Source organism: Nocardiopsis suaedae (assembly GCF_027706745.1).
GTDB classification, from domain to species: Bacteria; Actinomycetota; Actinomycetes; order Streptosporangiales; family Streptosporangiaceae; genus Nocardiopsis_A; species Nocardiopsis_A suaedae.
The window spans coordinates 123,490-136,804 of sequence record NZ_JAQFWP010000004.1; the positions used below are offsets into that span (position 1 = coordinate 123,490).

At 73.6% G+C, this 13,315-nt stretch carries 8 protein-coding genes; 4 read left to right on the plus strand and 4 right to left on the minus strand.

The genetic code is table 11. From position 1 onward, the window contains the following. Nucleotides 1–38 precede the first annotated feature (38 nt). Entirely contained in the window at nt 39–3,275 is a 3,237-nt protein-coding gene (locus O4U47_RS03840; RefSeq protein WP_270676120.1) for a BTAD domain-containing putative transcriptional regulator, read from the plus strand. 35 nt (nt 3,276–3,310) lie between these two features. On the opposite strand, the gene O4U47_RS03845 is transcribed toward O4U47_RS03840, so the two are convergent. After that, the gene (locus O4U47_RS03845; protein ID WP_270676121.1) at nt 3,311–4,480 is read right to left on the minus strand and encodes a DUF418 domain-containing protein; all 1,170 of its coding nucleotides are present in this window, start codon (nt 4,478–4,480) and stop codon (nt 3,311–3,313) included. A 115-nt stretch (nt 4,481–4,595) separates the two neighbouring features. Here O4U47_RS03845 and O4U47_RS03850 point away from each other — a divergent pair, with 115 nt between their 5' ends. After that, nucleotides 4,596–5,246 carry a TetR/AcrR family transcriptional regulator gene (locus O4U47_RS03850; protein WP_270676122.1) on the plus strand — a complete coding sequence of 217 codons (651 nt, stop codon included), beginning with the start codon at nt 4,596–4,598 and terminating at the stop codon, nt 5,244–5,246. Between the two features lie 82 nt (nt 5,247–5,328). Here the strand turns inward: O4U47_RS03850 and O4U47_RS03855 are convergent, their stop codons facing one another. From O4U47_RS03855 to O4U47_RS03865, 3 genes are all read right to left on the minus strand, one after another. Then, nucleotides 5,329–5,922 (minus strand): hypothetical protein, encoded by a 594-nt coding sequence (locus O4U47_RS03855; protein ID WP_270676123.1) that lies wholly within the window; start codon nt 5,920–5,922, stop codon nt 5,329–5,331. A 584-nt stretch (nt 5,923–6,506) separates the two neighbouring features. Beyond that, the gene (locus O4U47_RS03860) at nt 6,507–7,535 is read right to left on the minus strand and encodes an NADP-dependent oxidoreductase (RefSeq protein ID WP_270676124.1); all 1,029 of its coding nucleotides are present in this window, start codon (nt 7,533–7,535) and stop codon (nt 6,507–6,509) included. A gap of 188 nt (nt 7,536–7,723) precedes the next feature. Continuing rightward, entirely contained in the window at nt 7,724–8,740 is a 1,017-nt protein-coding gene (locus O4U47_RS03865) for an LCP family protein (protein WP_270676125.1), read from the minus strand. 323 nt (nt 8,741–9,063) lie between these two features. Here O4U47_RS03865 and O4U47_RS03870 point away from each other — a divergent pair, with 323 nt between their 5' ends. Then, nucleotides 9,064–10,608: an MFS transporter gene (locus tag O4U47_RS03870; RefSeq protein WP_270676126.1), complete on the plus strand. Its 1,545-nt coding sequence runs from the start codon at nt 9,064–9,066 to the stop codon at nt 10,606–10,608. After that, nucleotides 10,605–13,250, plus strand: a complete 2,646-nt coding sequence (locus O4U47_RS03875; protein ID WP_270676127.1) for a PEP/pyruvate-binding domain-containing protein — start codon at nt 10,605–10,607, stop codon at nt 13,248–13,250. Before O4U47_RS03870 ends, O4U47_RS03875 begins: the two co-directional genes overlap by 4 nt. Nucleotides 13,251–13,315 lie beyond the last annotated feature (65 nt).

The following is a 13,315-nucleotide window of genomic DNA, read 5'->3' on the forward strand; positions in this document are numbered from 1 at the left end:
GGCCGCGCCGACCCCCACCGATCAGCAATACTGGTGCCATGCGTTTCGGAATCCTCGGGTCGACCGAAGTGCGCGATGACGACGGCGCGCTGTTGGCGATCGGCGGCGCCCGCAGGAAGGCGGTGCTCATCGTGCTGGCGCTGGAGGCCGGCCGCCTGGTCACGAGGGAGCGGCTCATCGACGACGTCTACGGACGGCGGCCCCCGGCCGGGGCGGCCAACGCCCTGCAGTCCCAGATCTCCCGGCTGCGCGGCGCATTACGCGGTGCCGGCCACGACATCGTGGAGTTCCGATCGACCGGCTACCGGCTCGCGGTCGATCCTCTCGATGTCGACGCGCACAGGTTCGAACGCCTCACCAGGTACGGGCGCGACGCTCTGGGGGCGGGAAGGCTCGACGAGGGCGCCGCACGGCTGGACGAAGCCCTGACGCTGTGGCGGGGACCGGCTCTGGCCGACGTGGCGGAGGCCGACTTCGCCCGGCCCGCGGCGCAGCGGCTGGCCGAACTCCGCTTGACGGCATTGGAGGACCGGCTGGCCATCGGGCTGGCACAGGGGGAAGGCACCGCTCTCGTCAGTGAGCTCTATGGGCTGATCAGCGCCCATCCACTGCGCGAACGGCCACGGGGCCTGCTCATGCGCGCGCTGCACGCCGCAGGCCGTCGAGCGGAAGCGCTCGCCGTGTTCGCGGACGGTCGGTCCCTCATGGCAGAGGAGCTGGGCACCGATCCCTCACCGGAGCTGGGCCGCATCCACACCGCCATCCTGCGCGGAGTCCCCCTTGAGGACATGGGGGACCGTTCCGCCGCAGACCGTCCCTCCACGATTACCCCGGAATCCGAACAATCGCCGGTCCCGGCCCGCGCGGCCTCGGCCGGAGTGCCGGCCCAGATCACCGGTTTCGTCGGGAGCGCCGATCGACCGCGCCGTGTCAGCGCGTTGCTGGAGCGGTCCCGCCTGGTCACCCTCACCGGGCCGGGCGGTGTCGGCAAGACCAGGCTCGCGATCGAGACGGCCCGCCGTACCAAGGACGCGTGCTTCGTGGACCTGTCCCTCACCGACCCCGGTGCCTCGGTGGCCCAAGCCGTCCTCTACACGCTCGGGATGCGTGATCCGGGGTGGATGAACTCCCCGACACACGTCCATGGCGAGCCCGTGGATCGGATCGTCGAGGCGCTGGACGACCGCGCCCTGCTGCTCGTCCTGGACAACTGCGAGCACGTGCTGCCGGCGGCGGCCGCCTTGGCGGGCCGACTGCTCGGCGGCTGTCCGAGGCTGCGCATCCTGGCGACGACCCAGGAGGCACTGGGCATCACCGGCGAGGCACTGCTGCCGGTCGCGCCGCTGCCGCTGCCCCCGAGCGGCGCCGACCCCGCCACGGCCTCGGACTACCCGTCCGTCCAGTTGCTCGCCGAGCGCGCGACGGCGGCCCGCCCCGACTTCGTCGTGGACGAGTCCAACGCGGCCGCGGTCACCTTCATCTGCCGGGCCCTGGACGGTCTTCCGCTGGCCATCGAACTCGCCGCCGCGCGCCTGAAGGCGCTGCCGCCCGAGGAGGTCGCCGACCGGCTCGACGACCGGTTCTCCCTGCTCTCCCGAGGCAGCCGTACTGCAGCGCCCAAGCACCGGACTTTGCGGGCCGTGGTCGCGTGGAGCTGGAGCCTCCTGGACGAACGCCAACAGCGTCTGGCCCGGCGGTTCACGGTCTTCAGCGGCTGCGCCGGCCTGGACGCCGTCCACGACGTCTGCGGACTGGGCGAGACGACCCCCGACGTCATCGCCGGCCTCGTCGAGAAGTCCTTCATCGAGGCGGTCGACGGGGCCCGGCGCTACCGGATGCTGTCCACCATCCGGGTGTTCGCCGCCGAGCACCTCGCCGAGGCCGGTGAGCAGCACGGCACCCGGCGCTCGCACGCGGCCCACTTCCTGGGCCTGGCCCGCACCGCAGAGCCTCATCTGCGGGGCGCCGCTCAGCGGGAGTGGCTGGACCGGCTCCTCACCGACCACGATAACCTGCACACCGCCCTGCGCTGGGCCGTGGAACACGACACCGGAACCGCCCTGGAACTGGTGGCCGCGCTCTCGACCTACTGGTGGCAGCGTGGCCGACACACGGAAAGCGCCCCTCTGGCGGTCACGCTGATCCAGCGCATCGGGGACTCGGTGCCCGCAGACCTGGCCGAGGAATATGTGCTCTGCCTGATCAACGCCGTCGCCCTCGAGCCCGACGCCGTGGACGAGGCCGCCTGGGACAGGGCCGGATCACTGGTCGGCGCACTCGGTCCCCGCCTTCGGTGGCCGCTTCTGGCGATGCTCTGGCCGACCGCCGCGGGCCGGTCCGGCCGCGGAGACGGCGGAATCCGGCCGTTCGTGGAACGCTTTGGAGGAGCGACCGATCCCTGGGTGCGGGCCGCCTGCGATGTCGTCTCCGGCTACATGCGGTTCTTCCGCAGCGCCACGGGCCAGGCGGAGGAGGCCTTCACCACCGGCCTGTCCGCATTCCGTGCCCTGGGCGACCGATGGGGCGCGGTCCAAGCGCTCGCCGGACTGGCGACCATCAGCTCCTGGCGGGGGGACCTCCCCCGCACTCTCGCCCTCACCGACGAGGCACTGGAGGACACCGACCTGCTCGGGGCCGCCGAGGACAGTGCCGACCTGGTCCGGTTGCGCGCCGAGGGGCTGCTGAACGGAGGCGATCCCGACGGCGCGCAGGAGGCGTTCGAGCGGGCCGTCGAGCTCGCCCGACGCTGCGCGGCGCGCGGAGTCCTGCTCACCGCCAGGTGCGGGCTCAGCGAGATCGCGCGCCTGCGCGGCGACCTGGACGAGGCGCGCCGGCTCGTGCGGACCGGATGGGAGCCGAACGGGGCGGGCAAGGCCGGAGAGCAGGCCGTGATCGCGCGGCGTGTGCTGGCCCAACAGGGCCACCTGGCCATCGCCGACGGCGACATCGAGTCGGCCTGCGACAGGTTCGAACAGGCGCTGGTCGGAGACCCGGCGCATTGGTACCCGACCCAGGCCACGCTCGCGGCCGAGGTCCTCGCCGCCGCCTCACTGCTCTGCGGCGACGCCGAGCGGGCCGTTGTGCTACTGGGCGCGAGCGCGTCCCTCCGTGGTGGGCGTGAAACGTCCGCTCCTGGTGCGATCCGGACGGCGGATGCGGCATGGGCGGCACTCGGAGAGGACGCCCATCGCGATGCCTACGCTCGGGGGCTGGCCCTGTCCCGCACCGAGCTGCTGGAGGTGATCGACGGGTCCCGCAGAGACTGCTTCGCATGACCCGCGAGCGAACCGTACGTTCGCCTTCGTGGCGGTCAGGGCGCCACCTTCGCCGGGGTCCCGTAGGTCATGCGGCGGAGGAGCCATTCGGCTGGGCCCTGTTTGAAGCCTGCTCGGCGCATCAGGTCGGCCAGGAGCACCGTGGCCAGCCACACCCCCGCGCCGGTGCCGACGGCGGCCGCGTCGCCCAGGTCGGCGGCCAGGCCCAGGGTGTAGGCGGGCATCAGCACCAGCCAGGCCACCGACTGGAGCAGGTAGCAGGTCATCGAGCGCTGTCCGGTGGCCGCCAGGGCCCTCACGACCGGGCCCCAACGGTCGCCGGTGTGCAGGGCGACCAGTGCGATCAGCGCGGCGTACCCGAACCCGCCCGCGTAGCCGACCAGCAGGTGCAGCCAGAACGCCCCGGTGACGACGGGGGCGGCGGGCTGCCAGGCCTCGATGGCGATGAGCATGTGCGGGGCCCCGCCGACGACGGCCGCCGGGATGCCGATCGCGGCCAGGCGGGTGAGGAACGCGCGGTGCCGCTCGGGCTCCTCCAGCAGGCGGCGCCGGGCCGCCCAGACGCCCGCCATGAACGGGAACACGGAGATGATGATCAGCAGGGGCAGGAAGAACGGCAGCATCACCACTCGCATGACCAGGTCGTCCAGGGGCGAGGAGACGGTTCCGCCCTCCGCCGCCGCGCCCATCGCCAGGCCGTTGACCGCCGCGTAGACGAGCGTGCCCGCCGACCCCCAGGCGAAGGCGTGGGCGAGCAGGCGGCGGTCGGTCCAGCGCATGACGCCCGCGAAGAGCAGGGCGATCAGGCCGTAGACGGCGATGACGTCGCCGAAGAAGATCAGGATGCCGTGGGCCAGGCCGATGGCGACCAGCCAGCGGCCGCGGCGGCGCAGCAGGCGGCGCACCCAGGGCCACTCCCGCCCCTCGGCGGTGCGGCGCAGGGCGATCTGCGCCAGCCCGTAGCCGAAGAGGGCCGCGAACATGGGGTAGCCGCGGTTCTCGGCGAAGAGCGCCACGGCGGCCGTGGCGGCGGTGTCGAGTGGGCCGTCGAGGGAGTATCCGGCGTTCCCGCCGACGGCGATGCGGAACATGTGGGCGTGGACGGTGGCGATCACCAGCAGCATGAGGCCGCGTGCGAGGTCGGGCGCCAGAGAGCGCCGCGCGGCCGGGACGGCGGCCGGCGCAAGGGAGGATGGCGTGGACATGAGGGGTCCCCCGTTGACGGTTTTAGCTACGGAATCGTATCCAACATGACCCCACTAAGATACGCAAGCGTTTTCTTTATTGGACGGAAAGCGGTCGAACCGGGTGGAGAACGGGATGGACGAGACGCGGGGGGCCGACGGGACGGCCGAGGCGCCTGAGACCCGCCCGAAGGGCACGCGCAGGCGCGGGGCAGCGCTGGTCGGGGCGATCCACGCCGCGGCCGTGGAGGAGACGGCGGCGCGCGGGCTCGAAGGGGCGACCATGGAGGGCATCGCCCGGCGCGCGGGGACCGCGAAGACCTCGCTGTACCGGCGGTGGGAGGCGCCCGAGGACATCGTGCTGGAGGCGCTGCACGCGGCCTACCCGATGGAGGAGCCGACGCCGGCCGCCGACGACCTGCGCGGGGACCTCGTCCGCGCGCTCCGGCTGATGCGGGACTCCTTCGACACGCGCCCGAAGTACGCGCAGGCGCTGATGGCCGTGCTGGTGGCGTCGTGGGCCCGCCCGGACCTCCACGAGCGGCTGTACCGGGAGGTGTTCGACCCTCGCGGCGAGAGGTTCACGAAGCGGGCCCTGCTGCACTACGCCGACAAGGGCGTCGTGGACCGCGAGCGCGTGACGGACGTGGTGGCGGACATCGGCGAGGCGATGGTCTTCAAGCACATGCTCGACACGATGCAGCCGCCGGACGACGCCTACCTGGACATGATCGTGGACCAGGCGATCCTGCCCGCCGTGGGGATCGATCCGCGCACGCTCTCCTGAGCCGACGGCGGGCCGTGAAGGAGAGGCCGGGGGCGGACGAACCCCCGGCCTCCAATGGCGTCACGGCCCTCCGGGCGGAGGGTCAGCGGCCGATGGTCCAGGCGCCGTCGGCCCGGACGTAGAGGTAGACGACCGCTTCGGACCCGTCGACCATGGGCAGGTCGCCGAATCGGGAGCTGCCTTCATAGACGCCGATCTCGTTCACGAGGCTCGCGTAGCGGTCCCCGTCCTCGCCGTAGGTCTCGATGATGAAGTTCTTGCTGCCGGAGTGGGTGAGCTCGACGGTCGTGTCGTCCGTCGGCGTCCACTCCAACCGGTAGAGGCCCTCACCGGTGCCCTGGAGCCAGTAGCTGTCGCTCGCCCAGGTCGTCGCCTGGGAGGCGTCCACGGGGAGCCCGTCGTTCGGGTTCTCCACGTCGGTGCCCGTCTCCCCTCCGTCCTGCGCGTCCGCGTCCTGCGCGTCCGCGTCGTCGGCGCTCGCCTCGCCGTCGCCCTCGTCGATGTCGTACCCCTCTTCGTCGGCGGAGCCCTCCTGCTCCTCACCGACCGGCTGCGGGTCACCGATGGAAAAGCTGCAGCCGCTCAGCCCCGCGGCGAGGGACACGGAGGCGACCACCGCGGCCGCCCGTGCGAGGACGGCCCCGGCCGGGGGGTGAAGGGTGGGGATACGGAACATCGTCGGCACCTTCCGGTGATGGGGATGGAACGGTCGCACCGCTGCGGGGGTCATGTGAGCGGCGATGGCTGGGGGGCAGTCGTTACCTCTGATGCGGCGAATCCGGATTCAGTTGTATAAATCTGAAATATCACTGCTGGCGCACGGGCGACCTCACGGAGTGAAGGAAAAGCGCAGGTGAGACGGCTGAGAGCGCCAGCATTCCCAAACAATTCACCCACAACGCCTGGCCGGTGAAACGCGCCCGGATGTGCGCGGCGGCGGCACGGAGGAAGTAGGCGATGACACTCGCCGCATGGGCGGCCGCCGCGATTCCGGGGCTCCAGACGCCGGTGACGAGGCCGGCCGCCGCCAGGGTCTCGGCGGCGATGAGCGTCCACCACCGTTCACGCGGGACTCCCACCCGTCGAGGCGGTCCCGGATGAACGCCGGCGGGCGGAGGGATATCGCGGCCTCCCCGAGGAGGAGGGCGAGGAGCGCCGTCGGCCACCACGGGCCGGGAAGAAGGGTCGCCTCGGCCACCCCCGGCGATCGCAGATCCGGAGACGGCCCGGCCCCGCACGGGGCCGGGCCGGGCAGAGGGGTCAGGAGACGCGCACCAGCATCTTCCCGGTGTTGGCTCCCTGCATCATGTCCAGGAACGCCTGCAGCGTGTTGTCCACGCCGTCCACGACCGTTTCGTCGTAGACCAGGCTCCCCTCGGCCAGCCACTGGCCCGCCTCGGCGATGAAGTCCTTCATCCGGTCGGCGTAGAACCCGACCGTGAAGCCCTTGAGCGTCAGGCCCTTCTTGAGCAACTCGGACAGGTTGCGCGGCGCCGCCGGGGGCTCCTCGGTGTTGTAGGCCGAGATCATCCCGCACACCGCCGCGCGGCCGCCCCGGTTGAACGCGGCCAGCGCCGCCTCCAGGTGGTCGCCGCCCACGTTGTCGAAGTAGACGTCGATCCCGTCCGGCGCGGCGTCCCGCAGCAGCGCGCCCACGTCGCCGCTCTTGTAGTTGAACGCCGCGTCGTAGCCGTACTTGGAGGTCAGCAGGTCGACCTTGGCGTCGCTCCCGGCCGAGCCGACCACCCGGGACGCCCCCTTCAGGCGGGCGATCTGCCCGGCGACGCTCCCCACGGCCCCGGCCGCGCCGGAGATGAACACGGTGTCGCCCGGCTCCATCCGCGCCACGTCCAGCAGGCCCACGTAGGCGGTCAGCCCGGTCATGCCCAGCACGTGCAGGTAGGCCGACTCGGGCACGCCCGGCACCGGGTCGATACGGCGGAAGGAGGCCGCCGCACCCTGGGCGACGTCGCGCCAGCCCAGGGTGTGCAGGACGAGGTCGCCCTCGGCCAGGTCGTCGGAGCGCGAGGCCTCCACCCGGCCGACCGCGCCGCCCTCCATCGCCTTGTCCAGCTCATACGGCGGCACGTAGGAGGGCTTGTCGTCCATGCGGCCGCGCATGTACGGGTCGACCGACAGGTAGGCGTTGCGCACCCGCACCTCGCCGGGCCCCAGCGGCGGCAGGTCCCGCTCGACGAACCGGAAGTCGTCGGTGGTGGGCCAGCCCTGCGGGCGGGCGGCGAGCCGCCATTCGCGACTGGTCGCGGTCGGCGCTTCGGTGGTGGACATGGTTCTCCTCGGTGGTCGCACGGATGGTGGACGGAAGTCGGGAAGGGCGGCGCGGCGAACGCGGGCGCACCCGCCCGAGCAGGGGCAACCGGCGCGGGGCCCACGCTCTTCCCTTCTGCGGACCGGTGTGACGGACGAGTCGGACCCCTGATCCGCAGGCCACACGGCGCGCAGGGCCGGGCGGGCGCTCAGTACTCGGGGCTCTGGACCTCCAGGCTCTCCGCCTCGTGCTCCAGGCCCTCCTCGGCGATGTACTCCATGAGCTTTCCGTCGCGGACGCGCTCGAATACCCCCGCGGCGGTCTCCTCGTCCAGGTAGATCACGTTCTGCTCGCCCTCCCAGCCGGTGGACTCGGCGGGCAGGCTGAGGAAGACGGCCCCCTCGGGGCCGATGCCGACCAGGCGCATCATCAGGCCCCGCATCATGCCCATGGTGGTGTCCTCGTCCACGGCCACCGACTCGCTGGCGGCGGTGAGGAAGGCGTCCAGGCGGCGGGGGTCGGTGCGGACCTCCTCGCTGACCGCCTTCTCGGCCATCGCCCGCAGGAACACCTGCTGGCGCTTGATCCGGTCCTGGTCGCTGCCGGAGAGCCCCTTGCGCTCGCGGACGAAGCGCAGCGCCTCCTCGCCGTCCATGTGGTTCTCCCCCGCCTCCCAGTACCACCCGTTGGTCGGGTCGTACACCTCGCGGGGCAGGTCGATCACCACGCCGCCCAGGGCGTCGGTCATCGCCTCGAACCCGGCGAAGTCCAGCGCGGCGAAGTGGTCCACCCGCACGTCGCCCAGGGCCTCCACGGTGGAGGTGAGGAGCCGGGGGCCGCCCAGGGAGTAGGCGTCGGCGATCTTGCCCTCGCCGTGGCCGGGGATCTCCACCCAGGAGTCCCGGGAGATCGCGATGACGTAGGCGCGGGCCTCCCCCTCGGGCACGTGCAGGAGCATGACCACGTCGGCGTCGGCCTCGCCCTCGCGCCACTTGCGTGCGGTCGACTCCCCGCGCATGTCGGAGCCGATGAGCAGCCAGTTCTCCCCGGGGTCGTCGACCGGGCGGCCCTCCTCGTCGGGCACGGCGCCGGTGATCCGCTCGATGTTGCGGTCGTAGACGTCGGCGCGCCAGGCCACGGCGATCGCCAGCGCGAGGGCGACCGCGAGGCAGCACAGCAGGGTCGGGAGGAGTCCCCCTCGGCGTCTGCGTTCCGGTCTGGCCATGTCGGTTCCCCGGTCGGTCCCGTCGTCCGTCAATAACGGCCTTCCCTCCGCCCCCGCCCCCGGCACCCCGAAGTTGCAATCACGGTATGCAGCACACCGGATACGAATCGTAACTATATGGGGTCAGGTCCGTACGATCCGCTCCGACATCCCCGATGGCGCGGGACGCGTGCGGCCGGATCCCGGCACGGAGGGCGGCGCGACCGGACCCGGCCACCCGTTTGGAAACGTTGCGTTCCCTACTCGGCCGGGTCTACATTGAGAACGGAACGTTCATTAAACGGTTCCGCCCCGTTCCCGCCGCCGTGGCGAGGAGGACCCCGATGGAGAGCACCCGCCGGCCGACGCCCCCGCAGGTGCGCCGCGCCCTGCCCGGCCTGCTGCTGGGGATGCTGCTCGGCGCGGTCGACCAGACCGCCATCGCGCCCGCCCTCCCGGCCGTCGCGAGCGACCTGGGCGGCTTCGGACTGATGCCGTTCGTGATCACCGTCTACCTGGTGGCGGCCACCGCGCTCATGCCCCTCTACGGCCGCCTCGGCGACCGGTTCGGCCGCACCCGCCCCCTCCAGGCCGCGATCGCCCTGTTCACCGCGGGCGCCCTGGCGGCCGGGCAGGCCGACTCGATGGCGGCGCTGCTCATCGCCCGCGCGGTGCAGGGGGCGGGCGGCGGCGGGGTGATGGTCGGCGTCCAGTCCGCCCTGGGCGAGCTGGTCAGCCCGCGCGAGCGCGGCCGCTACCTGGGACTGTTCGGCGCGGTGTTCGCCCTGGCGGCGGTGGGCGGGCCGCTGCTGGGCGGCGCGGTCACCGACGCCCTGGGGTGGCGGTGGCTGTTCCACCTCTACCCGCCGCTGGGGCTGGCGGCGCTGGTCGCCGTGACCGCCACGCTGCGGCTGCCCCGGCCCACCGCCCACCGCCCGGTCGACACCGCGGGCGCGCTGTCCCTGGCCGCGGCCGTGGTCGGGCTGGTGGTGCTGGGCTCGGCGCCCGGCTGGCCCGGCCGCCCCGACTGGGCGGTCCCGGCGGCCGCCGCGCTGCTCATCGGCGGGGCCGCGGCCTGGGCGGTGACCGCACGCCGCGCCGCCGACCCGGTGCTGCCGCCGCGGCTGCTGCGCGACCGCTCGGTGGGCACCGCCGTCGCGGTCGCCTTCCTGGTCGGCTCCGCCCTGTTCGGCATCGCCGCCTACGTACCCGCCTACGTACAGATCGCGCTGGGCGCGTCGGCCTCCCAGGCGGGCGCGGTGATGATCGCGCTCATGGCGGGGGTGCTGGTCACCACGGTGGCCTCCGGGCGGATGATCACCCGCACCGGCCGGTACCGCGCCTACCCCGTGGTCGGCACGGCGGTGGCGGCCGCGGCGATGACCGCCATGGGCGCGCTCGGGCCGGACAGCACCCCGGCGCAGGTCGCCGGGCTGCTGGCGCTGCTCGGCCTCGGGCTGGGGCTGGTCATGCAGGTCATGACGCTAGTGGCGCAGAACGCCGCGCCCCGCGCCGACCTGGGCGCGGCCACCGCCGCCGTCGTCTTCTGGCGCCAGGTCGGCGCCTCGGCCGGGGCCGCGCTCACCGGCGCCCTGGTCAACCTGCGCTTCGCGGCGCTGCTGCCCGCCGAGACGGCGGCGCGGGTGGGCGGTGCCTCGGCGCTGTCGCCCGAGGCCGCCGCCGCGCTCCCGCCCGCCGACCGTGCGGCGGTCGCCACCGCGTTCGGCGAGGCCCTGCCGCCGCTGTTCGCCTGGGCCGCCCCGCTGATGGGGCTGGCCGTCCTGCTCTGCGCCGCGCTGCCCGCCCTCCCGCTGAGGGAGACCGCGCACGCGTCCGACACCTCCCCCGGCACGGGGAACACCGGTAATGAGACCGAGGAGTCGCCATGACCCGAACGCACACCACCCGCACCGGCAGCACCGGAAACACCGGCAGCGCCGACGTCACCGACGGCGCCGGGGCGCTGGTCGCCCCGCTGTCGGCGTTCGGGCGATCGGACCTGGACACCGCCGGAGGCAAGGCCGCCAACCTCGGGGAGATGGTCCGGCTGGGCCTGCCCGTCCCGGACGGGTTCGCCGTCACCACGCTGGCCTACGCTCACGCCGCCGCCGAGGGCGCGCCCGCCGCGGCCCTGCGCGCGCTGGAGCAGCGCCCCGCCGACGGGGACGCCGACGGGGACGCCGACGAGGGCGCGGCCGTGCGCGCCGCGTTCGAGGCCGCCGACCTGCCGGACGGCCTGCGCACCGCGATCCTCGAGGCCTACCGGCGGATGGGCGGCGGCCCGGTGGCCGTGCGCTCCAGTGCCACCGCCGAGGACCTGCCCGGGGCGGCGTTCGCCGGGCAGCAGGACACCTACCTCAACGTCGTCGGCGAGGAGGAGCTGCTGGACGCCGTGCGGCGCTGCTGGGCATCGCTGTGGAGCGGCCGCGCCATCGCCTACCGCCGCCGCATCGGCATGGACGGCCCCGACGTGCGCATCGCGGTCGCCGTGCAGAAGATGGTGCCCGCCGCCTGGGCCGGGGTGGCCTTCACCGCCGACCCGGTCACCGGGCGCCGCGACCGGGTCGTCGTGGATGCCGGGCGGGGCCTGGGCGAGTCGGTCGTCTCAGGCCTGGTCACGCCCGAGCACTACCTGCTGGACCCGCACGGCGCGGTGGTCGAGCACCGTGCGGGCCGCGGCGAGGTGGTGGTGCGCGCGGCCGAGGGCGGCGGCGTCGTCCACGAGGAGGGCTCCCCCTCCACGGCCCCAGGAGAGTCCCCTGAGGGGATGGACCGGTCGTCCCTCAAGGAGCTCTCGCGGCTGTGCCGCAGGGTCGCCGGGCACTGGGGCCGCCCCATGGACATCGAATGGGCGGTGGCCGACGGGCGCGTGCTGCTCCTGCAGGCGCGGCCGATGACCGCCGTGCCGCCCGAGCCGGTTCGGCTGAACCCGGTGCAGAAGCGCATCGGGCCGATCCTGCTCGACATGTTCCAGACGCGCCCCTACCCGCTCGACATGACGACCTGGACGGGCGAACTGCTGGAGGGCATGGTCGCCGGAATGATGAAGGGGCTCATCGGAGCGCGCCTGCCCTCGCTCGACCGGCTCTTTCCCGAAGAGGACGGCGTCGTGGTGCGCTTCATTCCGCCCACGCCCCGCCCGACCCTGCACACCCTGGCCGCGCCGTTCCGGCTCGCCTCCAAGGCGCGCCGCTTCCCCATCGAGCGGTGGACGAAGGACGCGCGCTTCACCCGCTACGAGAAGGCGCTCGACGCGCTGGCCGCCCGGCCGGCCGCCGACCTGCCCTGGGACGAGCTGCGCAAGCGGCCCCGAGAGGCCCTGGGGCTCGTGCCCCTGATGACCGAGCTTCGCACGGACTACCTGCCGAACCTCGTCGTGCCGTTCGTCCGCACGCACCTGATGCTGGCGCGTCTGGGGCACCCGGTCTCCGCGAGCGACCTGGCGTTCGGGGCGCTCACCTGCACCGAGCAGGCCAACCGCGCCCTAGAGGAGCTGGCGGAGCTCGTCCGGGAGGACCCCGCCATGGCGGAGGCGTTCGCGGACCGCACCCCCGAAGAGCTGGCGCAGGCGGTGGGCACCGACCCGGTCCTCGCGCCGCTGGCCCCCAGGTTCGACGCGTTCATGGCCGCCTATGGGAACCGGGAGACCGCGAGCGCCGTCTACGCCTCCTCCCCCACGTGGAGCGAGGTTCCCGAGACCGTGCTGGGGATGGTGAAGCTCCTCGCCTCCGAGCCGCCCAAGCGCGACACCGACAGCGCGCGCAAGGCGCTGGCGCGTCTGAACGCCCACCCGAGGCTGCGCCGCAACCCGGCGGCCCGGCAGCGGGCGGCCCGCCTGGTGGAGCGGTTCCGCGCCGGGGTCGCCTTCCGCGAGGACAGCCACTTCCACTTCACGCGCGCGCTCCCGCACCTGCGGAGCGCGCTGCTGGAGATGGGGCGCCGCCTTGCGGACGAGGGCGTGCTGGACTCCACGGACGAGGTCTTCCACCTGCGTTTGGAAGAACTGGAGGGCATCGCCGACCTGCCGGGGCTGCCCGAGGAGCAGATTGCGCGGCTGCGGGCGGCCGTGCGCCGCCGGGCCGCCAAGCGCGCTTCCCTGACGAGCGTGCCGATGCTGGTGATGCCGCGCGACGAGCCCTCCCGAGGTTCGTCGAAGGGCGCGGACGCGCCGGTACTGGCCAGCGGCACCCCGGCGGGCGGCGGCGCGGTGACCGGGCCCGCGCGCGTCATCCGCGACCCCTCGGAGTTCGGGCGCATGCGCGCCGGGGACGTGCTGGTATGCCCCTACACCAACCCGTCGTGGACGCCCCTGTTCCAGCGCGCGTCCGCCGTGGTGGTCGACTCGGGCGGCCTGGGATCGCACGCGGCGATCGTCGCCCGCGAGTACGGCATCCCGGCGGTGATGGGCACCGGCGACGGCACGTCGGCGCTCGACGACGGGGCGGAAGTGCGGGTCGACGGCGACGCCGGGCACGTGACGGCGGCCGCACCGCGCCCGTCCGTAGGATCCGAGGGGACCGGGGGCGCGTGATGGGGCCCGGCGAGGCGGGCGGCCGCCGACGGGCCGGCGGAGCCCTGGGCCCCCACCAGTCGGAA